Raw genomic sequence first — 24337 nt, 5'->3', positions numbered from 1 at the left:
CGGTGGCATCTGTGTGATGATGAGCAATTCGACCTTGCCGCTTGGTTTTATAAACATAGCGACCATCACTCGATTGAGTGGTGGTCGTTTTTTATCTTTGGCGTTGGGCAAGTTTCATGGCATCGGGGGTGCCGAAGGTTCTACGGATAAGGGTTTCGACGTATTTGCGGACGAGGGTTTCGTCGTTACTACGGGTGAAGAGACGCAGCCCTCGAGATTGGTTGAACCAAACGATTTTAACGTCATTATTTAATGTTCGGCTATGACCAGCGATGCTTAATACGCCTCGTTCTTCGTTCAACTTGTCGAAATTCATAAGTTCCACCTTCGACTGGTTGTAAACATGGGATAATTCAACAGCCTCGTCGTTTGGCATGTCAGATACTGTCAGGCTGTCGATAGGATTGATATCTGCCGTTTCAAGATATGCTGCTAAATCAACCATGGTTTCCCATCCATACGGCTGAGCTGCCAACAAGATATCGTACTGCTGCCAAACCCAGATACCTACCTTACCAGATAAATGCTGGATCGACTCTATATAGCTATCATCATCGATAAACGACTCTGTTACTATTCTCTTTTTCTGTCTGCAATGAATAACATAGCAGATATAGAACAATAAGAACGCAATTACTATTGTGCCTATTGAAAATATTGGTGACATATCAATCTGAATTTTTTACCACGAGCTTATCGCCGGAGAGATCTACTTCGAAGAAATGGGGAATGCGGACGGTACGGCCTTGGGCATCTTTAGCATGACTATGAACCGACATCATCCACTGGCCATCGAAACGCTGGAACAGCATACTGTGACCGTAAGTGGGAGGTGTGATGGGCTCGGGCTCCTGAATCCATGGGCCATCAAGGGTGCCACTAGCCGAATAAGCCACACCCTGGGTATAAACATCATATACCCACGATGTCCACAGCATACCAAGACGACCAGTACCGGTGCGGAAAAGCCATGGACCATCGGTCACTTTATTCCAGGTGATGTTGCCCTGTTCGTCTTTCTCGCGACTCCAGGGCGAATCGCTGGCACGGAACAACAACTTAGGATCACCTATGGTACCACTCAGGTCGGGCTTTAATTCAATCTTCTCGATGGTGCCGTTCCAATTCTGCAGCCACTCGCCACAGAACACCATATATGGTTTACCATCGGTATCACGCCAAAACGTACCATCAAGTGTAGGACGATTGGCAGGTAGATAGGTGGCATCGCCAAAAGCACGATATGGTCCCATAGGGTTATCGGCACGTAACACCTGACTGGCACGGCGCTCGATAACATTGCCACGAACGGTATCAATCTTTACAGCCTGATTAGTGAACGTAGCAAAATAGTAATAAAAGCCATCGCCCGTCTGGTGCAGCTCGGCAGCCCATATCATAGGATGTGCGCCCATCCATGAGTTGGCATCGAACTCGGTAACGCGAAATGGTCCCTCCCACAGTTTTAAATCTGCACTACGCCACATCATACCGCCAGTACCCGTCATGTAGTACATCTTGGTTTTCTGGTCTGCCAGGATGGCGGGATCGCTCAAACGGATGGAGTCGGTTGGTATATTACTGCGAACCTTAAAGGCCCGCGGCTGAGCCTGAACCATTGTCAGACACATCAAAGCGACAATACTGAGAAATACTCTTTTCATACAAAATATTATTAGTCAATATACCAGATGCATACCACGATATACAGATGGTACATAAGATTATTTCTTCTTGGTTTTTCTTTTGGGGCTGAAGATGTCGGAGATAATGTCAAGTGTGGTGTCGAGGATGGCATCGCCAAAGGAGTAATCTCCATACAGTTTCTGGCGCTCTTCCTGATCTTCAAATAATCCTTTCTGCTCAGGCACCCATACCACTCCTGGAATTTTGAGGGCATTGGGATTGGCTTTAAGATGGCCATAGCGATTAACAAGCAACGACTGTTGATGCTCGGATTCGATACGCAGCAAATGATACGGATCGTACTTCGCCTGCAACTCCACCATCACAGAGTCGACATGATGCATCTCGGCTGTTAAGCTCTGTGCCAAGCCTGCAACAGGAGTCACCAACAATAGCGCTATTAAAGATGTAAAGAATCCTTTTGCTGATATCATACACGTATATTTTGAGGGCAAATGTACAATTTTGTTTTGGAATTTACAAGGATTTACAGATTTTTGTTTACCTTTGCACGGATTTAATTAAAAAGTATCAGCATGTTAAGTTATTCGATAATAGGTATGGGAGCCATCGGAGGCTATTATGGCGGACGTTTGGCAAAGGCAGGACGTGAGGTATATTTCCTCTCACATAGTGACTATCAATATGTGTTACAGAATGGATTGCGAGTAGATTCGTGCGACGGCGATTTCTATCTTCCACATATTAATGCCTACGCTACTCAGAAGGATATGCCAAAGACAGATGTGATCATCGTAGGATTGAAATCGGTTAAAAACCACGATGTATTACCAGAGCTACTACGCCCTATCGTACACCAGAATTCGATTGTAATACTTATACAAAATGGTATAGGACTGGAGGATGATATGCAGAAAGAGTTCCCAGGCCTGCAGATTGTGGCTGGCTTGGCATTTATATGTTCGGCCAAGGTTGGTCCAGGTCATGTTTCGCATCAGTGCTATGGTAGCATTAATCTGGGTAACTACTCGTGCCAGCAGGAAAAGTTCGAGGTGCTGTTGCAGGATATGACAGATGCCGGCATCCAAGCTGCCGAGGTACCATATCTGGAAGCACGATGGAAGAAGGCTGTATGGAACATGCCATTTAACGGTATGACGGTAGCCCTGAACACCAGTACCGACAAGCTGTTGAAGAACCCAGCCACACGCCAGCTGATATACGACCAGATGATGGAGGTGATTGGCGCCGCTAATGCTTTAGGTGTAAACACCCTGACATCTGAATTTGCTGATAAGATGATGCAGATGACCGACGAGATGGTACCCTATAGTCCGTCGATGAAACTTGATTTCGACTATCATCGTCCCATGGAGATTGAATATCTCTATTCGCGCCCAATAGCAGAAGCAAAGAAAGTCGGCTTCGAGATGCCGAAACTAGCCATGCTCGAAGCCGAATTAAAGTTTATAGAAGCCCAGCTGAATAGCTGAAAACTAATCAGTAGTCTCGATAACGAGTGTATCGCCGTTGTCGAGAGCTGATTTGATGTCGCGGCCACCACTCTGCACCTTACACAGACTGATGTCGTCGCCCTGAACTTCCTCGATCTTCAGCTTGCCAATCTGCTTCTTGGCCTCCTTACCGGCAACGGTCTTTACGGTATATACACCCATGTGCAGACCCTTGTAAGCACCCTCGGCACTGCCCAGGTCGATATACACTTCCTTCTGTTTGTCCTTCTTGTCGCGAGCACCCTCCAGTACGTTAGCGCGCAAAGGCAGCCAGCGGTTGCAGTATCTGTTTACATAATATGAAAGACGGTCAAGGGCCTTCAGCATAGCACCGTCTTCGGTCTCAATCCAAGACAAGTCGGTTTCGGTTACGTTGAACGTAGGACTGGCCAGAATCTCGTCGGTCTTTGCGCTCTTAAACTGCATGGTGATACCAATCAGAGCCTTGTAATAGGTCTTGGTGCGGGTCTTTTTCTTCTCCTTGTCGATATACTCTGTTTCGGTTTTAGATGTGGTCGATAAGGTAGATACAGTAGCATCTACATAGCGTGCGCCTGGGAGTGCAGCCTCTTGAGCCGATAGCTGTCCGTCGATAGCCGACATGCGGTGCGACTGCGATATTCCCTTCAGGATAGCAGCCCTAACGGCATCCTGATACTTCGACTGATCCTTCGAAACCTCACCTGTCAGCAGTACATCCAGTACCTTTTCAAGTGTCTTTGTCTTTTTCACCGTGTAGGTAAGATTGTTCATACCTACCACTACACGGGCATTTCTCTCATCCTGTGCCCAAGTTTCCAGTCCAAAAACCAGACAGAGGGCCATTAGCAGCAATTTTCTCATACGTTGTAATATGGTTAATATTAATATTTGGCGGCAAAGATAGTACTTTATTTTGAAACATACAAGTGCTTGCTGAAGAAAAATGCAGGTTGGCTGAAATTATTTTGCTGGTATTGAGCATATTACTATCTTTGCAGCGTCGAAATACAACATCGGCGATATTGATAGTAATAACAATTATAAAAACTTAGAGACAATGAAGAAGATTTTTGTAATGATGGTGGCCCTGCTGACTATGACTTCAGCAATGGCTCAGCCATCGGACCGTAAGGCTCCCAAGAAGATGACGCATCAGGAGATGACAACCCAGATGACCAGTAAACTGAAGCTGAACGATGCACAGAAAGCCAAAGTGGCTGCGCTGAACAAGGAGTATCAGGATATACTGATGCCACCCGAGCCACCTAAGAATGTCGATGGCAGCAGACCTGAGCCACCAAAGAATGGCGACAAGGCTATGCCAAAGAAACCCGACAGCAAGCACATGGCTAAGCGACAGGAGTACGAGAAGAAGCTGAAGCAGATTCTTACCGACGAGCAGTACAAAAATTACCAGAAAATGCAGCCGCCACACGGTAAGCGACCGGGAAAGAAAGAATAAACAAATATAAAAGCGAGCCTGTTATCAAACAAGCCCGCTTTTATAATTATTTTTCGTATTTTGAGAATACCTGATCTACCAGAGCTGCGAATTCCTGGAAAGCATCGGTGTCGCTGAGCGACGAGAGACTTTTTACCAATTGGCGATAATACCAGGCGTGGCACGCTGGATCTTTCTGATTAAAGCGCTGCCATACCTGCTCGCCCTGCTCATGATAATGAAGGAGCATGGCACGCATGTTTGACAGTTTATCGCCAAGCGCCACAATCTTAACATCGCGACTGGCTGCTGCGAGATGATCGATAGCAGCCTGTTTGCGTATCTGCCAGCTATCGATATGACTCATGCCGGGCACCTCGCTGTCGGTCTCGGAATCAACCAGAGCTGCTACACGGTCGCCGAACTCGGTGCGGATATCGGCCACATTTACGCCGGCATCCTCAACCACATCGTGCAGTACGGCTGCTGCCAACAGTTCCTGATCGTCGGTAATAGAACCCACGATAGCCATCGCCTCGAGAGGATGCGCAATGTAAGGTATTTTAGTACCCTTACGAACCACACCCGAATGGGCTTTGGTAGCAAAACAGATAGCACGATCAACCATGCTTGAATCGATGGTTTGCTTTTTCTTGTCGTGAGGTTTCTCGTTGGTGAGATGCTTCAGCAAATCACTCTGAATGATGCCATTGGTAGCTACCACACTGTTGCCTTGGGTAAAGTCGGTCTCGCCTTCGTAATTGGTTACGGTGCCGCCTGCCTCTTTTACAATCAATGCACCAGCCATGAAATCCCACTGACCGATGTACTGCTCGGCATAACCGTCGTATCGGCCTGCAGCCACATAGCACAATGCCATGGCAGCCGAACCGCACATGCGGATGCTACCTACATGACCGTAAAGCTCATCGATTAAGCGCTTGATAACGGGCTTATAAGCATCGCTGTTATAAGGCAGTTGCAAGCAGAGCAAAGCATCATTTATTTTCTGTGTACTTACGTGCAGCAGTTGGCCGTCCATATAGGCACCCCCACCCTGCCAAGCGTAAAAACACTCGTCGTGACAAACCTCGTAAACCACACCTAACAATACCTCGTGGCCTTGCAAAAGTGCAATGCTAACGGCGTAAGGTGCATATTGATGAATAAAATTGGTGGTACCATCAAGCGGATCTACCACCCATAAAAGCTGCTCCTGATCGTGACCAGCCAAACCTTCCTCGGTAATAAAACCTGCCTCGGGTAGTAACTGGCGCAGTGCGGTTACAATCAGTTGCTCGGAGCCCTTGTCGACATACGACACGTAGTCGTGTGCATGCTTGCGCTCCACGCTCTCTAACGAGAACTTGCTTCGTTCGTTCCTAATGTAAGCGCCCGCCTGCCTAGCAATCTGGCAGACGGCGCTTGTTAATTGTCTTAACTCCATTTATTTGATTTCCTGGATAATCTTAGCACCCTCTTTCAGGGCTTCCATATTCAGAGGAATCAGTCCGTGGTGGCGCTCAGGCAGAGTTTTGTAGAGAGCCTTCTCTACACCCTTGTCGCTTACCACAGGGGCTACCTTTAAGAGTCCACCCAAAACGATCATGTTGAACACCTTACCGTTTTTCATCTCGGCAGCCTTGTCCATCGCATTGATCTCGTAAACGGTGATATCCTTACGGGTTGGCTTGTTGATGATACCAAAGCCATCGTAAATCAGAATGCCACCGGGCTTGATTTTGGGCTCAAACTTCTCGAGTGAGGGCTGATTGAGTACCACAGCGATGTCGTACTTACTGAGGATAGGCGAAGAGATGCGCTCGTCGCTAACAATCACAGTAACGTTGGCTGTACCACCACGCTGCTCAGGACCGTAAGCAGGCATCCATGTTACCTCCTTATCCTCCATCAGTCCACTATAGGCCAGAATCTTACCCATTGAGAGCACGCCCTGACCTCCGAAACCAGATATGATTATTTCCTTTTTCATAAAACTACGTTTTATGCATCATCGGCTGTACCTCAGCAAAGAGTAAACTCTCTGCATTCGGTTTGCACGATAATTCATTATTTATTTGTCGTATCTTTTAAGTCACCTTTGGGATAGAAGGGGAACATATTCTCCTTCATCCATTCGTTAGCCTTAGCGGGCGAAAGCTTCCAACCGCTGTTACAGGTTGAAACAAACTCTACCAGCGATGAACCCTTACCAGCCATCGAAGCCTCGAATGCCTTACGCAGAGCCTTCTTTGCCTTGTTGATAGAGGCCACGCTCTCTACACTCTGACGGGTAACATAGCAGGTACCCTCGAGCTGAGCAGCGATATCGGCCATCTTCAAAGGATAACCGTGAATCTCAGGATCACGACCATAAGGACAGGTAGAGGTTTTCTGACCAATCAGTGTGGTTGGAGCCATCTGACCACCCGTCATACCATAAATGGCATTGTTAACGAAGATAATCACGATGTTCTCGCCACGGTTCAGTGCGTGGATGGTTTCGCAGGTACCGATACAAGCCAGGTCGCCATCGCCCTGATAGGTAAATACCAGGCGATCGGGCCAGGTGCGCTTGATACCAGTGGCCAGTGCGGGTGCACGACCATGGGCAGCCTCCTGCCAGTCGATATCAATATAATTGTAGGCGAAGACAGCACAACCTACAGGCGATACACCTACGGTCTTGTCTTCCATACCCATCTCTTCGATGACTTCGGCAATGAGCTTATGTACCACGCCGTGGCTACAGCCTGGGCAATAGTGCATATTGTTGTCGTTCATCAGCGTCGGCTTCTTGCAGACGATGTTCTCTGGTTGAACTATTTGATTTCTATCCATAATGATATTGCCTTGTGTTTATTTTATCAATTTCTTCAAAGCCTCTACGATTTCCTCGGGATCAGGAACGATACCTCCCAGGCGACCGAACTGCTCTACGGGAACTGCGCCGTTGGCAGCCAGACGAACATCCTGTACCATCTGACCAGCATTGATCTCGGCTACCAGGATACCCTTTACCTTCTTTGAAAGCTCGGCAATCTGCTTCTCGGGGAATGGGAACAGTGTGATAGGACGGAACAGACCTACCTTGATACCCTGCTCACGGGCAATCTCTACGCTCTTCTCAGCAATACGGGCGGCACTACCGAATGCTACGATAGCATACTCGGCATCGTCCATCTGCTGCTGCTCAAAGCGTACCTCGTTCTCCTGAATCTTGCGATACTTCTCCTGCAGAGCCAGGTTGCGCTGCTCCATGATCTCAGGCTTAAGCTCGAGTGATGTGATGACCACACGCTCGCGGTTCTTTGGCTTACCAGTTGAAGCCCAAGGACACTCCTTAATCACCTCCTCGTCGGTACGACGGGGCTTGAATGGGGGCAGAACCACCTTCTCCATCATCTGACCGATAACACCATCGCTCAGAATCATGGCTGGGTTACGATACTTAAATGCCAACTCGAAAGCGAGATCTACGAAATCGGCCATCTCCTGAACTGACGATGGAGCCAGAACGATAACCTTGTAGTCGCCGTTACCACCACCACGGGTAGCCTGGAAATAGTCGCCCTGCGATGGCTGGATGGTACCCAGACCGGGACCTCCACGCTGAACATTGACAAACACACCCGGCACCTCGGCACCAGCCATGTAAGTGATTCCCTCCTGCATCAGTGCGATACCAGGAGACGAAGATGAGGTCATGGCACGCTTACCGGCACCGGCAGCACCATAAACCATGTAGATACTGGCCAGCTCGCTCTCGGCCTGAACTACCTGCATACCGGTAGTCTCCCAAGGCTTCAGCTCAGCCAATGTCTCGATCACTTCACTCTGCGGAGTAATAGGATAGCCGAAATAGCCGTCGCATCCGCAACGAATAGCAGCGTGGGCAATAGCCTCGTTGCCTTTCATCAATACAACTTCCTTTTCCATCTTTTACTCCTCCACTTTTTTACGATACACGGTGATACAACCATCGGGGCAGACGATGCCACACGAAGCACAGCCCACGCAGGCCTCTTCGTTGACAGCCTCCACGTAGGGGTAGCCGTGCAGATTAACTTTGTTGGCAAGGGCGATAACCTTCTGAGGGCAAGCAACGATGCAGAGGCTGCATCCCTTACACCTCTCGGTATTCACCTCAATAGCGCCTTTCATTTTTGCCATATTCAGTATTTGTTTATGGATTATACATATCTTTACAATAGAAAGCCATGATGTCGTCGAGCATACGCTTGGCTTCCACAGCGGGACTCTCAGGATCAAGCTCAATAGCCTGGATATAGCTGTTGATAGCCTCGTGCCACTGACCGCGCTTGCGGGCCTCATTGCCTTGCTGGTAATACTCTTCGGCTGTCATTACTTATAGTACTCTTTTTTGCCTGCGGCTAAGGTGTTCTTCATGAGCGAACAGATGGTCATGGGACCTACGCCACCAGGAACAGGTGTAATATACGAGCACTTAGGTGCAACCTCGTCGAACTTCACGTCGCCATTCAGACGGAATCCGCTCTTACGGGTGACATCGGGCACGCGGGTGGTACCTACATCCACAATCACAGCACCCTCCTTCACCATATCGGCGGTAACGAAGTCGGGCTGACCGATGGCGGCGATAATGATATCGGCGGCACGGCACTCCTCCTTCAGGGTTTTAGAACGCGAGTGGCATACGGTAACGGTAGCGTCGCCATACTGCTTCTGCATCATCAGCTGAGCCATAGGCTTACCTACGATGTTTGAACGACCCAGGATGACACACTTCTTACCACTGGTTTCGATACCATAGCGCTTAAGCAGGGTGATGATTCCAAGAGGTGTGGCCGAGATGAAGCAAGGCAATCCGATAGCCATACGACCCACGTTAATGGGGTGGAAACCGTCGACATCCTTACGGTAGTCGATTGCCTCGATAATCTTCTGCTCATCGATATGCTTTGGCAAGGGCAACTGCACGATGAAGCCATCTACATCGTTGTCCTTGTTGAGCTTATCAACGCAACATAAAAGCTCATCCTCCGAGATATTATCCTCGAAACGGATGAGCGTACTCTTAAAGCCACAAGCCTCGCAGGCCAGCACCTTATTTTTTACATAAGTCTCCGATCCCCCATCGTGACCCACCAAGACGGCAGCCAGATGGGGTTGTTTGCCTCCTTGGGCAACAATCTCTTTTACCTCCTCAGCGATTTCGGCCTTGATAGCCGCCGCTGTTGCTTTTCCATCAATCAGTTGCATATGTGTTGTATTTAGAACTTGGGCATACCACCTCGCATCTTCATAGCTGCAGCCATCTGAGCCATTTTCGATGAATTGAGGCCGGTAACCATCTTCATCATCTTACGAGTCTGCTCGAACTGTTTCATCAGTCGGTTCACATCGTCCAATTTGGTACCCGAACCGGCTGCGATGCGACGGCGACGGCTTGGATTGATGATATCGGGATTGGCGCGCTCCTTTGGTGTCATCGAGTTGATGATAGCCTCGATACCCTTAAAGGCATTATCGTCGATATCCAGATCCTTAATCTGCTTGCCAACGCCAGGAATCATAGCAGCCAAATCCTTGATGTTACCCATCTTCTTGATCTGCTGTATCTGACCCATGAAGTCGTCGAAGTCGAACTTATTCTTGCGGATTTTCTTTTCAAGTTTCTTGGCTTCCTCCTCGTCGAACTGCTGCTGGGCACGCTCAACCAGAGAAACGATATCACCCATACCGAGGATACGGTCGGCCATACGCTCGGGATAGAACACATCGATAGCCTCCATCTTTTCGCCCGTACCTACAAACTTAATAGGCTTGGTAACTACGGTGCGGATTGAAAGGGCAGCACCACCACGGGTGTCACCATCGAGCTTGGTAAGGATCACACCATCGAAATCCAGACGATCGTTGAATTCCTTGGCGGTGTTAACGGCATCCTGACCGGTCATTGAATCAACTACGAACAGCGTCTCGTTAGGATTAACGGCCTTCTTCAGGGTCTCGATCTCCTGCATCATCTCCTCGTCGACAGCCAGACGACCGGCGGTATCGATGATTACCACGTCGTTGGCCTTCGACTTGGCCTCCTGGATAGCGTGGTTGGCAATCTCTACCACATTTTTATTATCAGGCTCGGAATATACGGGAACACCTACAGTCTCGCCCACCACCTTGAGCTGCTCGATAGCAGCAGGACGGTACACATCGCAGGCTACCAGCAAAGGCTTCTTGTGGTTGCGCTCCTTCAGCATCTTGGCCAGCTTACCACTGAAGGTGGTCTTACCCGAACCCTGCAGACCCGACATCAGAATGATGGCAGGTGCACCGGCACGACCCTCTATCTTCAGCTCGGCTGCCTTACCACCCATCAGCTCGGCCAGCTCATCGTGAACAATCTTCACCATCAGCTGACTAGGCTTAACGGCTGTGAGCACGTTCATACCTAAAGCTTTCTGCTTAACGGTATCGGTAAAGCTCTTGGCTACCTTATAGTTTACGTCGGCATCCAACAAGGCACGACGTACATCTTTCAGCGTTTCGGCTACGTTAATCTCGGTGATTTTACCCTCACCCTTCAGTATCTTAAACGAGCGTTCTAGTCTATCACTTAAATTCTCAAACATATTACTAATCTATTTTTAGGGCGCAAAGTTACAATAAAAAAACGACACACCCAAATTTTACTCGTCGTTTTTTACATTTTCTTTTATTTCTGTTGATTTTGGCCGCATGCTGAACTCGCAGCCGCAATACTGCTGATTATAGAACTGATACTCCTTCAGCAGTTGGTTGCGACGTTCGTACAAACCACCCTTACGCCAGTTCTGCGCCCAGAATTTTACTTCATTGAACATTCTTGCCTTGCAAGCCAGCAGAGCTGGAGCGGAACATTGAGCATTGACCATTTGCTCTGCTGCCAGGCCGGCTTGGTTTATCTGGTCCAGATTCTTCCAACGGCTCGATGCCAGCGTGGTGGTAAAATACTTAATACCTAACGCCTTGGCCTGCTTGGCAGCGGCAATCAGGCGCAATGTAAAACAGCGTTCGCAACGGCGCCCGCGTTCGGGCTCAGCCTCCAGTCCGCATACGCCACCCAACCACTCATCGTGGTTATAATCGCCATCAATCCATCGCAGTCCTAAGCTCTCAGCATGACGCTTACTCTCCTGTTTACGAATCTCGTATTCCTCTCGGGGCCAGATATTTGGATTAAAATAATAAATCACAGGTCGAATACCATTAGCCATCATCCATTCGACGATGGCCGACGAGCAAGGCGCGCAGCATGCGTGCAGCAGTACCTCGCAGATATCTTCGGGTTTCTGTATAGCTGGTTGTTTCATCGGGTGCAAAATTACACAATATTATTGTTAATCTTCATAAAATATGCGTTTATTTCGCGCAAAATGTGTAATTTCGCGGAAAAATTTTACTTTACTACATTAATATAACAATGATGAATTTAAATCTAACTAACAGTATTAAGATGCCTAACCACGAGCTTAGACGTCAGGTAATTGAGCTGTGTGAAAAGGTAGAAAAGCCACTGCTTAAGCTTTCTACCAAGGACTATGTTGAGAATGGACTGGGCCACCTGGTTGAGCAGTTTGACGGACAGGCCGGTCTAGTTAACATCGAAGTATTTAACGAGTTGCAGCATACCATCACTGGATGGCCAGGCGGCAAACCCAATGTAGATGATAGCACCCGTCCCGAGCGCGCAAAACCCTACCCCAAGCGTGTGATTGTATTCTCGCCCCACCCCGACGACGATGTAATTTCGATGGGTGGAACCATTCGCCGACTGATGCAGCAGCATCACGATGTACACGTGGCTTACGAAACATCTGGTAATATTGCTGTAGGCGACGAAGAGGTACGCCGTTTCATGCACTTCATCAATGGTTTTAATACCATTTTTGCCAATGGTAGCGACGAAGTGATTAAGCACTCATACCAGGCAGTAAAGGCCTTTATCAAAGGTAAGAAGCCAGGTGATCTGGACAACGAGCAGATTCTGCGTCTGAAGGGTCTGATTCGTCGTGGCGAGGCCCGTTTGGCTTGCGAGTACAGCGGTATCGACAGTAAGCATATCCACTTCCTCGACCTGCCTTTCTACGAGAGCGGTAAGATTGAAAAACTGCCTATGACCGAGGCCGACGTTACACCCATCATCGAGCTGATTAACGAGATTCAGCCACACCAGATTTACGTGGCTGCCGACCTGGCCGACCCACACGGCACACACCGTAAGTGTACCGATGCTGTGCTGGCTGCCATCGACGAAAGCAAGAAGGCTGGCGCCGAGTGGCTGAAGGACTGCCGCGTATGGATGTACCGTGGTGCCTGGGCTGAATGGGATGTAGCCGATATCGAGATGTGCGTACCTATGAGTCCTGAGGAGCTGCGCGAGAAGCGAAATGCCATCCTGCGCCACCAAAGCCAGATGGAGAGTGCCCCATTCCTGGGTAACGACGAGCGCCTGTTCTGGCAGCGTGCCGAGGATCGCAACCGCGAAACAGCCAAGCGCTACGACAACCTTGGACTGGCTTGCTACGAGGCCATGGAGGCTTTCGTGGAATACAAATTCTAGACAACGATCCAAACTGAATAACAATATGAAGACTATTAACAAGTATTTTAAAGGAATGGTGTTTACAGCACTCATCTCTTTAGGTTCGACCACAGCTACAGCTGACGGACCTGCCAACTACAACGTGGTTCCATTGCCACAATCCATCCAGATGGCGAAAGGCGCTGCCTTCGAACTTGACGGTAACGTGCAGATACTGGCTCCTGCCGAATTGCAGAACGAGGCAGAATTCCTGAAGCAGTACATCACAGAACTAACCAAGATCGACCTGAGCATCGTGAACAAGCGTGCCAAGAAAGTGCGCTACATCGAACTGGCCGTATCGCCTAAGGTGACTGCCAAGGAGGGTTATGTAATGAACATCAACCAGAAGGGTGTTACCATCCAGGGTGGTACTGCTGCTGGTGTGTTCTATGGTATCCAGACCCTGCGCAAATCACTGCCTATCGCCTGCAAGTGCGGTAAGCATAAAGGAGGAAGTCTACCTGCCGCAACGATTACCGATGCACCACGCTTTGGCTATCGCGGCATGCACCTCGACTGCTCGCGCCACTTCTGGAGCGTGGATTTCGTAAAGAAGTTCATCGACCTGTTGGCCATGCACAACATGAACATCTTCCACTGGCATCTGACCGACGACCAGGGCTGGCGTATCGAGATTAAGAAGTATCCTAAGCTTACCACAATCGGTTCGCAGCGTTCGGGTACGATTCTCGGCACCAACTCCGATTTGGACGATGGCATTCCCCACGGTGGTTTCTACACCCAGCAGGAGGCTCGCGACATTGTAAAATATGCTCAGGAGCGCCACATCACTATCATCCCCGAGATTGACATGCCCGGACACATGCTGGCTGCACTGGCTTGCTATCCCGAACTGGGTTGCACAGGCGGTCCGTACGAGGTGGGGCACTACTGGGGCGTTTACACCGATGTGCTGTGCGTGGGTAATCCCAAAGTGTACGACTTCGTTGAGGGAGTGCTGGCTGAGATTATGGACATCTTCCCTTCGGAAGTAATCCATATCGGTGGCGACGAGACCCCAACCGTGAAATGGGAGGCTTGCCCCAAGTGTCAGGCTCTCGGTTTGAAAAAGGAACAGTTGCAGGCACACTTCACACAGAAGGTATTCGACTTCCTGACAGCCCATCAGCGCCGTGCCCTGGGTTGGGATGAGATTCTGGATGGCTGTCCACAGGATGCCATGATTATGTCGTGGCGCGGTAGCGAGCCTGGTGCCAAGGCTGCCGAGGCCGGACACGATGTGGTGATGACACCAACATCGCACTGCTATTTCGACTATCTGCAGTCGGAAGATGCACGTTTCGAACCTTCGCGTTGCGGTGGATTCATCCCTGTAGAGAAAGTATATTCGCTGGAGCCTGCTCCCGAGTCGTTCTCGGCCGAAGCCAAGAAGCACATCCTGGGTGCACAGGCAAACCTCTGGGCTGAGTATCTGCTGACCGAGGGACTGGTTGAATATCAGGCCCTGCCACGTATGTCGGCCCTGTCGGAGGTACAGTGGACACAGCCCGAACTGAAGAACTACGACGCCTTTAAGGAGCGCTTGACACGATTCACCAAGCTGTTCGAGTTCTACAACTACAAATATGCCAAGCATCTGTGGCCTGAGCGTCAGCTGCCCAGTCGCTGGCAATTCTAACAAATTCAAAACATCTACCAACACTTTTATGAAGAAAATCATTTTACTGCTATTTAGTATCCTGAGTCTGGGCATCCAGGCTCAGGTTAACTTGGTACCTGCACCACAGAAAGTAACTGTTGGCACAGGCGAGTTTAACCTAGCACCAGGCACTACCATTGCCTACTCATCGGCAGCACTGAAGCCTGCTGCTGAGTACCTGCAGGTATGTCTGCAGCGCTATGCAAAGGTAAACGCCACACTGGTTGCCGGCAAGCAGGGCGACATCCGACTGACTACCCAAAAAGGTATAGCCAAGGATGGCTATCAGCTGAGTGTAAAGGCCAACGGTATCGACATCAACGCTGCTAACTACAGCGGAACCCTGTCGGCCATTGCCACCTTGAACCAGTTGCTGCTGCAGAACGACGGCAAAGCAGCTATCCCTGCAGTTGCGGTTACCGATGCTCCACGCTTTAACTGGCGCGGATTCCATCTGGATGTATCGCGCCACTTCTTTACTGTCGATGAGGTGAAGGAGATTATCGACCTGATGGCGCTGTACAAGTTGAACCGATTCCACTGGCATCTGACCGACGATCAGGGCTGGCGTATCGAGATTGAGAAGTACCCACTGCTGACCGAGAAGGGTGCCTGGCGTATCTACAACAACCAGGACACCGCCTGCATGCAGCTGGCTGCCCGCGATGACAATCCCAACCTGCTGATACCAAAGAAGAATACCCGTGTGGAGCATGGCGACACCCTGTATGGTGGCTATTACACACAGGATCAGATTCGCGACGTGGTGGCTTATGCCAAGCAGCGTGGTATCGAGATTGTGCCCGAGATTGACATGCCAGGTCATTTCCTGAGTGCCATCGAGAACTACGAGGGACTGTCGTGCTTCCCCACCATCGGCTGGGGCCAGTACTTTACTACCCCACTCTGTCCCGGTAAGCAGAAGGTGCTGGATTTCTGCAAGGATATCTGGAGCGAGATTTTCAAGTTGTTCCCTTATGAGTATGTACATGTAGGTGGCGACGAGGTACGTAAGGATACCTGGAAGGAATGTCCCGACTGTCAGAAGCGCATCAAAGAAAACCATCTGAAGAACGAGGAGGAACTGCAGTCGTGGTTTATCCATCAGATGGAGGCTTTCATCAACAAGAACGGTAAGAAGATGATGGGCTGGGACGAAATCCTGGAGGGTGGACTCTCGAAGACTGCTACCGTAACCTGGTGGCGCACCTGGGTGCCCGATGCACCAAGTCAGGTAACAGCACAGGGCAACGACGTGATCTTCTGTCCCGGTTCGCCCATGTATCTGTCACAGGCCGAGGAGAAGACCAGCATGCGTAGCATCTACGAATACGACAAGGAGATGCTGAAAGGCATGAACGCCAAGCAGAAGCAGCACGTGATTGGCGTGCAGGGTAACATGTGGTGCGAGTATATCCCCACCCGCGAGCGCCTGTTGTTTCAGTATTTCCCACGCATCCTGGCACTCTCAGAATTGGCATGGACCAAGCCCGAACTGAAGGACTACGACCAGTTCTATAGTCGTCTGCCCAAGCAGTTTGCCATGCTCCACAAGCTCAACGTGCCTTTCCGCACACCAAGTCTGGATGGCATCTATCGCGTGAATGCATTCACCAACGAGGGTACCATGGCTGTAACTTGTGCCGACCCATTGGCAACCGTACGCTATACTACCGACGGCAGTTTCCCAAACAAGAACTCGCAGTTGTATAACGGTCCTGTAAAGATCGACGAGACCACTCACTTCACCTTGCGCACCTTTGCGCCTAACGGACAGGCTGGTGAGATGATCAAGGCCGACTTCCTGAAGCAGGGATTACTGGAGCCTGTAAAGGCAGATGCCAGCCAGCTGACACAGGGCTTGAACGCTGCCTGGTACAACTATCGCGGTGAGAAATGTCGCGAAATCCACAAGGCCCCATTCAACGGCAACTATGCAGCTAACGACGTAGTGATTCCCGAGGGTGTAAAGGGTAACATCGGACTGATTATGACCGGTTACCTGCGTGTGCCCGAAGATGGTGTTTATACCTTCTCGCTGATGAGCGACGACGGTAGCTGGCTGAAGATTGATGGCAACATGGTGGTTGATAACGACCGTCCACAGAGTCCTCATGAGGAAGTAAGTCAGCAGGCACTGAAAGCCGGTCTGCACAAGATAGAGGTTCGCTATTTTGATAGCAACGGTGGTATGCTACGCCTCTGGGTATTTGATACCAAAGGCCAAAAGATGCAACCAGCCGACATCTACTTTAAATAAAAAGAAATCCCGCTTCAGTTTGTTTGAAGCGGGATTCTTTTTTATAGATTATTCAATAAATCCGTTTTGCCATCGGCAATGAACTTTAATACCAACTCACCAAAGAGCGTGTTCTGCCAAGCAAACCACGGACGGGTGTAATTGTTGGCATCATCCTTATTAAAACTCTCGTGTATAAAACCTGTACCTGCATCGGTAGCTAACAAGGTTCGCATGCACCAGCGGATCTCGTCGTCATCGGTTGCGGTAAAGCACTTCATCATAATAGACATAGGCCATACCATATCGTAGCCGATATGCGGACCGCCTATACCCTCGCCTGCCTTACCACGGAAGAACCAGGGGTTATCCTCGCTCCATACAAAACGGCGGGTGTTCTGATAGATAGGATCGTCCATCGGCACATCGCCTAAATACCCCATACCCAACAAGCTGGGTACGTTGGCATCGTCCATCAGCAACTGATTGCCAAAACCATCCACCTCGTAGGCATAAATCTTTCCATACTTAGGATGATTAACCACCGCATACTTCTTCAGGGCGGTTTCTACTTCTTGTGCTAATACCTGGCACTCGGCGGCTTTCTCAGTCTGGGCGTTAACCTTGGTCAAAATCTCGGCCATCTTTTTAAGTGATGACACTGCCATGAAGTTAGAAGGCACCAGGAAAGGCAATGAGGTGCGATCGTCGGAAGGACGGAACACCGAAGCTATCAGACCAACAGGCTTTACAGGGGCGCCATAGCCATTCCAACCTACGGTATCGTAAGTACGATCGGTCATACGGAAGAATTGGTATGGACCATGTCCATCCTTACGCTGCTGCTCGCGGAAGGTTTTTACGATGTTATCAACTGCCTGCAACCAGATGTCGCCAAAGATAGTGGCATCGCCTGTTACCAGCCAATACCAATAAGCCAGGCGAACAGGATAGCACAGTGAGTCGATCTCGTACTTGCGCTCAAAAACCTCCTTGGTCATCTTGGTCACATCCTTCTGCCAACCGGCACCTGTAGGACCATCGTTGAAGGCATTCGCATACCTATCTATATTAATACACTTCAGCTGTCGCAGGATCACACCACGCAGCATCTTTCTGAGTTTCTTATCCTTAGCACACAACTGCACATAAGGCCATACCTGAGCCCCAGAATCGCGCAGCCACATGGCAGGGATATCGCCAGTATATACAAAGGTATCATCCTCGCCATCTACCACACGGTAATGTACGGTAGATTCCAAGGTGTTTGGAAAGCAGTTGGCAAACATCCATGCCAAACGCGGATTACCACTAAGCAGTTTCTGCACCTCGCGGATCTTAGCCTCTACGGCATCCGACGTAAAGAGGCGCTCGGCAACCGGTGGACGTTTGGAAGGATACACCTTAGTATTGTCGGAAACTACAGAGGTGTATCGGTTACTGATACTTACCTCAGCGTTTTCCTGCGCCGCCGCCGATAGAGACAGCATGCAGCACCACACTATCAAACTTTTACGCATAAGCCTTAAGGACGGTTCTTGGTCTGAGTACCCCAAGCAGAAGGCTGGTTGCCCATCTCGAGTTCGAGTACACCACCCTTCACGATATCCTGGAACATCAGATACGACTTAGCATAAGGCTTGCCGTTCAACTTGGCACTCTGCACGTAGATATTCTCCTTGCTGTTGTTGTTAGCCTTGACAGTGAAGGTCTTACCGCCACCTACGTTAACCTTAGCCTCGTTGAAGAGTGGACTGCCAATGATGTATTTGCCACCTGCAGGCTCTACCTGATACAGACCTAATGCCGACATGACATACCAAGCCGACATCTGACCTACATCCTCGTTACCCGACAGTCCGTCGAAATCGTTGAAGTAGAGTTCGCTCATAGTCTGACGCAGCAACTTGGCTGCCTTCCAAGGCTGACCTACGTAGTTATACATATATAATATGTGGTGACTAGGCTCGTTGCCATGAGCATACTGTCCAATCAAACCAGAGATATCGGGCGAAGCCTCGGCACCCATATCGCCACTGACGATGAAAAGAGAATCTAACTTCTCGACAAAACGCTTCTCACTGGGGAACAGACTAACCAGTCCGTGTACATCGTGAGGTACCAGCCAGGTGTACTGCCAGGCGTTACCCTCGGTATAGTCGTCGGCGGTATGCACACTTTTAAACGGATTGAATGGCTCGTGGAAACTGCCATCGCTACCGCGACCACGCATAAACAACGTCTTGCGATCGAAATAATGCTTGTAACCACGGCTGCGGTTGTAGAAGTACTTGTAATCAGCCTTCTTACCCAACAGCTTAGCAACCTTAGCGATACAGTCGTCAGCCAGGGCATACTCCAAGCCCTTAGCCACAGTCTGGAAAGTAGAATCCTTATCGTAAGGCAGATAGCCATACTTTTTGAGCAGATCCATGCTACGCTCATCGAGCATAGCCGATGTCTTCATGGCATTAAAGGCAGCCTCCTTATCGGCAACAAAACCTTTCAGCACCATATCGGCCAGCACAGCAGCACCAGGGTTACCCACCATACAGTCGGTCTCGTTACCCATCAGGTGCCATACAGGCAGCTTGCCCTGCTGCTCGAAGATGTGCAGGAAGGTGGCAGCCATATCCTTCTGTTTCTCAGGATGAATCAGTGTCATCAAAGGATGAGCTGCACGATAGGTATCCCAGAGCGAGAAAGTGGTATAGTTGGTAAAGTCGCCATGGTGCACCTTACCATCGGCACCTCGGTAGTTGCCAGTAACATCGCTGAATACCGATGGTGCAGTCATGGTGTGATAAAGAGCTGTATAGAAAATGGTACGTACGGTCTCATCGTCGGTATCTACATCAATCTTACCCAGCTCGTCGTTCCAGGCCTGATTGGCAGCTGCAACGGTAGCCTTGAAGTCCCAACCGGGCAGTTCAGCCTTGAGGTTAGCCTTGGCATCCTCGACACTTACTGCCGAGATGGCACATTTTACCATCACTGGCTTTGAGATATCCTCGAAGGTAAGCACCATGATAGAGTCGCCTACCTGCTTCTTCACTTTCACAGGCGTTGAGAACTCGGCAGCAAAGAACACATGCTGATTACGGGCCCAGCCTGATGACTGACGGAAGCCAGTAACCATGGTAGGACTCTCAACCGTGAAACCACTCTTACGCCAGTTGTCCCAACCGGTACCCTGTCGCAAATCGATACGCAGCATACCTTTATGATTGTCGGCACCGAATGTATAACGGTGGAAACCAACGCGTTTAGTTGCAGTGAGCTCAACAAACACATTAGGTTCCTGCAAACGGATGGCATAGTAGCCAGGACGTACCGACTCGTTGGCATGCGAGAACTTAGTCTCGGTAGCACAGCAATGAGCCACTGGCAGGAAGCCGATATCACCCAGATCGCCGATACCCGTACCACTCAGGTGGGTATGACCAAAACCTACCAGTACCGAATCGCTGATATGATAACCCGAACACCAGTCCCATCCGTGGGTGTGCTCTGTTGGTCCGAGCTGTACCACGCCAAAGGGTACATTTGCTCCTAGGAATACGTGACCGTGACCACCGGTACCAATCCAGGGATTAACATAATTAGTAAACTCATTTTTGTGTTGGCAAGCATCTGCCGCCATAACCTGACCAGACACTGCAGTCATGGTCAACGCCAGAATAAATTTATTAAAGCATTTCATAATTTAATAGGTATATTAGCAATTCGTTTACAAAATTATAAAATAGTGTACGATAACAGAACAAAATGCAAGATTATTATATGAATTTAACCTAAATTAACCTAAAAGTCTTGTTAGTTTGTATAATTATGTTTAGATTTGCACCGTTTTTACAACTATAATTACTATTCAATTAATTAAAACCAACAACATGAAAAAGGAAAAAAGTTTTCTTAGCTCTCATCTGAGAGTGTGTATGATGGCTATCTGTCTGCTTTTTGCAGCAGTTGTCAATGCACAGAATGTTACGGTTAAGGGAAATGTCACTGACCAAAAGGGTGAACCTGTTATTGGTGCCACCGTTAAGGCAGAGGGAACCCAGACCGGAACGGTTACTAACTATGATGGTGATTTCACCATTAATTGCCGCAATGGAGCTACTTTGAACATTAGCTACATTGGCTTTGCTTCAAAACAAGTAAAGGCAGAGGCAGGAAAATTCCTCAGTATCGTACTTGAGGAAGAGGCTACTACCCTTAACGAAGTGGTTGTAACAGCCATGGGTATCAAGAAAGATGCCAAGAAACTTGGTTACTCAGTAAGTACTGTAGGTGCTGAGGAACTGACTAAGGTGGGTTCTCCTACCTTTGCTTCAGCTATGTACGGAAAGGCTGCTGGTGTACGTATTCAGACCGCTCCTGGTGGTGGTACATCTTCAGTATCTATTAACGTACGTGGTATGTCATCTATTACAGGAACCACACAGCCTCTGATTATTCTGGATGGTGTGCCCATCCGTAATGGTGATGCCAATACACAGGTTGACTACTGGCAAAACGAGCGTATTGAGTCAAACGGTTTGGTTGATATCAACCCCGAAGACATTGAGAGCGTATCAATTCTGAAAGGTGCTGCCGCTTCTGCACTTTATGGTTCTGAGGCCGCTAACGGTGTTGTAGTTATTACTACTAAGACCGGTCAGGGTCAGCAGGGCGTAGGTGTTGAGTTTGGTACAAACCTGAACTGGGAAAAGGCTGCATACATGCCTGACCTCCAGAACGAATTCGGTCCTGGCTCATGGGGCTATCGTGGTAACGTAAACGACTACCAGATTGCAACAGGCGGTTTTGTTGAGCAGGAGTATAATGGACAGAAGTATAAAACTGTAGAGGCAACCAATAACTACTGGGGACCAAAATACGATGGTAGCCAGGTTTATTATTGGGATGGCAAGCAGCGCGCTTACAACGGTTTGGGTAGCAACCCTTGGACAACCTTGTTCCGCACAGGTATGAGCCAGCAGTACAATGTTGCTGTAACAAAGGCTGGTGAATGGGGTAATGTTCGTTTCGGCTACACCTTCAATCACGTTGATGCCATGCAGCGCAACTCAAGCAACGGCAAGCACAACTTCTCATTGAACGGAACTCTGAACATCCTGAAGAATGTAAAACTCGACTTCTCTGCTCAGTATCTCCGTCAGAACATTAAGAACCGTGCATATCGTATCAGCCGTATCACTCTGAACTATGGTGGTATGATTGGTTCGTTCGACGACGTTGCTCTGATGATTGACAAGACCGTTACATCAAAGGGATTTATCTATAGCACTGGTGACGGACAATCAGAGACTCCAGATGAGAATCTGATATATGGTCCTGGTACTGCTGCTTTGATGTCAGAATATCTTTGGAAAATTCTGGGTCAGATGCAGGAAGAAAATCACAACCGCTTCATTGCCGGTGTGACACCTTCTTGGGAGATTATTCCTGGTTTGACACTCCGTGGCCGTATCGCAACCGATATGACAGCAGAGGATATTGAGAACCGCAACAATGCCAAGCGTGCTATTGGTTACACAACAAATAACAGTGATCTTGGTAGTTATTCACTGATGAATCGTAAGTATGAGACTTACTATGGTGATGTGATGCTGATGTTTGATAAGACCTTCGCCGAGAAGCATAACATTACAGCAAACGTTGGTTGGTCTGGTCGTCAGGAGAAGACATTTGCATCAACAGTTTCTACTAATGGTGGTCTTTCTGTTACAAACTGGTTCAACCTGGCAGCTTCTAACTTGACTCCAAATGCTAGCCAGACAGATATTAGTTCATTGCGTACCGCTTGGTTCGGAACCCTGAGCTACGGTTACGACAATTGGGCATATGTAGAAGGAACACTCCGTAACGAGAAGATTTCTACATTGGCTCCTGACTATAACAGCTTCACCTATCCTTCAGTAAACGCCAGTGCTATTGTAACTGAGCTGTTGAAGGACAAGAGACCAGGTTGGTGGGACTATGGTAAGATTCGTGCATCTTATGGTATCGTAGGTAACGCTCCTGAAGTTTATAGAGCAAACGTACTGTACAACCAGTCACAGATCGGTTCTTACCTCTACAACACCATTGGTACTTCATTAGGAAACCTGTCTCTGAAGCCAGAGAAGAAGTATGAGTTTGAACTCGGTCTCGAAGCTAAGTTCTTGAAGAACCGTGCCGGTTTCGAAATCTCTTACTACAGCAACACTGTAAAGGATCAGATTCTTCCTATTTCACTGCCAAGAACTGCAGGTGGTAACTCTATCATGCTGAACATTGGTGAGTTGAAGAACCACGGTCTTGAAATCGCAGTTTATGGTACACCTATCCAGACTAAGGATTGGCAGTTAGACCTGCGTGCTAACATTGCCTTCAACACCAATAAGGTTACCAAGCTGATGGATGGTCTTGACAATATTCAGCACCGCGCATTCGATAACTCTGCTTACTTGTACTCTTATGAGGGCCAGCCTATGGGTGATTGGTATGTATACAAATACAAGCGCGATGACCAGGGACGCAAGATTATCGGCGACGATGGTCTGCCTATCCGCGACACAGAACTTTCAAAGGTTGGTAACGCCATGCCTAAGGGTGTAGGTGGTTTCTCAGCTAACCTCCGTTGGAAGCAGCTGTTCATGGATGCTACATTCGACTTCCGTATTGGTGGTGATGTACTCAACCAGTACTGGCAGTATGCTATGGAGACTGGTATCCTGAAATCTACTCTTCCTGGTCGTGAAGGTCACGGTGGTCTGCCCTACTACTACGAGGACAACAAAATCAGCTCTTCAGGTACAATTATTGCTGGTACAGCTCCTGCAGGATACACCCAGTTCAATGATGGTATGATTGTTGAGGGTGTTAAGGCCGATGGTACACCTAACACAAAGATTATTCCTGCAGGTATCTACTACAAGAACTCATACGGTTGGGGTGCTAGTACACACAACTCATACGAGGATGCTATTCAGGACAACTCTTACCTGAAGCTTCGTGAGCTGTCAATCGGTTATATGCTTCCAAAGGAGATCCTTAAGTCATTTGGATGCCAGAGCCTGACAGTATCTGTATTCGCACGTAACCCATTCTATATCTTCAAGAATTTGAAGGAAATGGATGCAGAGTCTGGTGATGGTACAAACTGGATTGGACAGGCCGTTGCAGGTAACTCTTCTGCAGCAAGCCGTAGTTTCGGTTTCTCACTGCGTGCTAAGTTCTAATCACATTACTAACA

20 protein-coding genes and 2 pseudogenes are annotated in these 24337 nt (G+C 48.9%); 6 read left to right on the top strand and 16 right to left on the bottom strand.

Features of this window, described 5'->3' with window-relative positions; all coding sequences use genetic code 11:
• Positions 1–91: 91 nt before the first annotated feature.
• The 3 genes from BLU97_RS04860 to BLU97_RS04850 all read right to left on the bottom strand — a co-directional run bounded on the left by BLU97_RS04860 (position 92) and on the right by BLU97_RS04850 (position 2120).
• Positions 92–667, bottom strand: coding sequence for a hypothetical protein (locus tag BLU97_RS04860; RefSeq protein WP_139208826.1), 576 nt, complete (start codon positions 665–667; stop codon positions 92–94).
• Between the two features lies 1 nt (position 668).
• A complete protein-coding gene (locus BLU97_RS04855) occupies positions 669–1619 on the bottom strand; it encodes a glycoside hydrolase family 43 protein (protein ID WP_410543907.1) in 951 nt (316 codons plus the stop codon).
• Between the two features lie 105 nt (positions 1620–1724).
• Positions 1725–2120: a hypothetical protein gene (locus BLU97_RS04850; RefSeq protein ID WP_139208824.1), complete on the bottom strand. Its 396-nt coding sequence runs from the start codon at positions 2118–2120 to the stop codon at positions 1725–1727.
• Positions 2121–2222: 102 nt separating this feature from the next.
• On the opposite strand from BLU97_RS04850, the gene BLU97_RS04845 reads away from it, so the two are divergent.
• Positions 2223–3140, top strand: coding sequence for a 2-dehydropantoate 2-reductase (locus BLU97_RS04845; RefSeq protein WP_074760507.1), 918 nt, complete (start codon positions 2223–2225; stop codon positions 3138–3140).
• 3 nt (positions 3141–3143) lie between these two features.
• On the opposite strand, the gene BLU97_RS04840 is transcribed toward BLU97_RS04845, so the two are convergent.
• Positions 3144–4004 carry a hypothetical protein gene (locus tag BLU97_RS04840; RefSeq protein WP_074760506.1) on the bottom strand — a complete coding sequence of 287 codons (861 nt, stop codon included), beginning with the start codon at positions 4002–4004 and terminating at the stop codon, positions 3144–3146.
• 196 nt (positions 4005–4200) lie between these two features.
• Here BLU97_RS04840 and BLU97_RS04835 point away from each other — a divergent pair, with 196 nt between their 5' ends.
• On the top strand, positions 4201–4605 hold the full coding sequence (locus tag BLU97_RS04835; protein WP_074760505.1) for a DUF4890 domain-containing protein: 405 nt from the start codon (positions 4201–4203) through the stop codon (positions 4603–4605).
• 46 nt (positions 4606–4651) lie between these two features.
• Here BLU97_RS04835 and BLU97_RS16180 read toward each other — a convergent pair whose 3' ends face one another.
• The 10 genes and pseudogenes from BLU97_RS16180 to BLU97_RS04790 all read right to left on the bottom strand — a co-directional run bounded on the left by BLU97_RS16180 (position 4652) and on the right by BLU97_RS04790 (position 11921).
• The gene (locus BLU97_RS16180; protein WP_175456329.1) at positions 4652–5212 is read right to left on the bottom strand and encodes an HD domain-containing protein; all 561 of its coding nucleotides are present in this window, start codon (positions 5210–5212) and stop codon (positions 4652–4654) included.
• A gap of 33 nt (positions 5213–5245) precedes the next feature.
• A pseudogene (locus tag BLU97_RS16175) lies at positions 5246–6031 on the bottom strand (inositol monophosphatase family protein); the annotation flags it as partial.
• Entirely contained in the window at positions 6032–6577 is a 546-nt protein-coding gene (locus tag BLU97_RS04825; protein WP_013063811.1) for a 2-oxoacid:acceptor oxidoreductase family protein, read from the bottom strand.
• Between the two features lie 77 nt (positions 6578–6654).
• Positions 6655–7425 (bottom strand): thiamine pyrophosphate-dependent enzyme, encoded by a 771-nt coding sequence (locus tag BLU97_RS04820; protein WP_028907129.1) that lies wholly within the window; start codon positions 7423–7425, stop codon positions 6655–6657.
• 18 nt (positions 7426–7443) lie between these two features.
• On the bottom strand, positions 7444–8523 hold the full coding sequence (locus tag BLU97_RS04815; protein ID WP_074760503.1) for a 3-methyl-2-oxobutanoate dehydrogenase subunit VorB: 1080 nt from the start codon (positions 8521–8523) through the stop codon (positions 7444–7446).
• A gap of 3 nt (positions 8524–8526) precedes the next feature.
• Positions 8527–8757 (bottom strand): ferredoxin family protein, encoded by a 231-nt coding sequence (locus BLU97_RS04810; RefSeq protein ID WP_028907131.1) that lies wholly within the window; start codon positions 8755–8757, stop codon positions 8527–8529.
• 13 nt (positions 8758–8770) lie between these two features.
• Positions 8771–8950: a tetratricopeptide repeat protein gene (locus BLU97_RS04805; protein ID WP_033151136.1), complete on the bottom strand. Its 180-nt coding sequence runs from the start codon at positions 8948–8950 to the stop codon at positions 8771–8773.
• Entirely contained in the window at positions 8950–9828 is an 879-nt protein-coding gene (gene folD / locus BLU97_RS04800) for a bifunctional methylenetetrahydrofolate dehydrogenase/methenyltetrahydrofolate cyclohydrolase FolD (RefSeq protein ID WP_074760502.1), read from the bottom strand. Before folD ends, BLU97_RS04805 begins: the two co-directional genes overlap by 1 nt.
• 11 nt (positions 9829–9839) lie before the next feature.
• Positions 9840–11201 carry a signal recognition particle protein gene (gene ffh / locus BLU97_RS04795; protein WP_013065532.1) on the bottom strand — a complete coding sequence of 454 codons (1362 nt, stop codon included), beginning with the start codon at positions 11199–11201 and terminating at the stop codon, positions 9840–9842.
• Positions 11202–11258: 57 nt separating this feature from the next.
• The gene (locus tag BLU97_RS04790; protein WP_074760501.1) at positions 11259–11921 is read right to left on the bottom strand and encodes an epoxyqueuosine reductase QueH; all 663 of its coding nucleotides are present in this window, start codon (positions 11919–11921) and stop codon (positions 11259–11261) included.
• A gap of 125 nt (positions 11922–12046) precedes the next feature.
• On the opposite strand from BLU97_RS04790, the pseudogene BLU97_RS04785 reads away from it, so the two are divergent.
• From BLU97_RS04785 to BLU97_RS04775, 3 genes and pseudogenes are all read left to right on the top strand, one after another.
• Positions 12047–13171, top strand: a pseudogene (locus tag BLU97_RS04785) (PIG-L family deacetylase); the annotation flags it as partial.
• Between the two features lie 55 nt (positions 13172–13226).
• On the top strand, positions 13227–14834 hold the full coding sequence (locus BLU97_RS04780) for a beta-N-acetylhexosaminidase (protein WP_074760933.1): 1608 nt from the start codon (positions 13227–13229) through the stop codon (positions 14832–14834).
• 28 nt (positions 14835–14862) lie between these two features.
• Positions 14863–17115 carry a family 20 glycosylhydrolase gene (locus tag BLU97_RS04775; RefSeq protein WP_074760500.1) on the top strand — a complete coding sequence of 751 codons (2253 nt, stop codon included), beginning with the start codon at positions 14863–14865 and terminating at the stop codon, positions 17113–17115.
• 41 nt (positions 17116–17156) lie between these two features.
• Here the strand turns inward: BLU97_RS04775 and BLU97_RS04770 are convergent, their stop codons facing one another.
• Together BLU97_RS04770 and BLU97_RS04765 are read right to left on the bottom strand one after the other, a co-directional pair.
• Positions 17157–18614, bottom strand: coding sequence for a glycoside hydrolase family 125 protein (locus tag BLU97_RS04770; RefSeq protein ID WP_074760499.1), 1458 nt, complete (start codon positions 18612–18614; stop codon positions 17157–17159).
• A gap of 5 nt (positions 18615–18619) precedes the next feature.
• The gene (locus BLU97_RS04765; protein WP_074760498.1) at positions 18620–20797 is read right to left on the bottom strand and encodes a GH92 family glycosyl hydrolase; all 2178 of its coding nucleotides are present in this window, start codon (positions 20795–20797) and stop codon (positions 18620–18622) included.
• Positions 20798–20987: 190 nt separating this feature from the next.
• Between BLU97_RS04765 and BLU97_RS04760 the strand changes: the two genes are divergently transcribed.
• Positions 20988–24323 (top strand): SusC/RagA family TonB-linked outer membrane protein, encoded by a 3336-nt coding sequence (locus BLU97_RS04760; RefSeq protein ID WP_074760497.1) that lies wholly within the window; start codon positions 20988–20990, stop codon positions 24321–24323.
• The last annotated feature ends 14 nt before the right edge of the window (positions 24324–24337 follow it).

This window comes from Xylanibacter ruminicola, from assembly GCF_900107775.1.
Classification (GTDB): Bacteria; Bacteroidota; Bacteroidia; order Bacteroidales; family Bacteroidaceae; genus Prevotella; species Prevotella ruminicola_C.
This window is presented reverse-complemented; position numbering and strand designations above follow the sequence as displayed.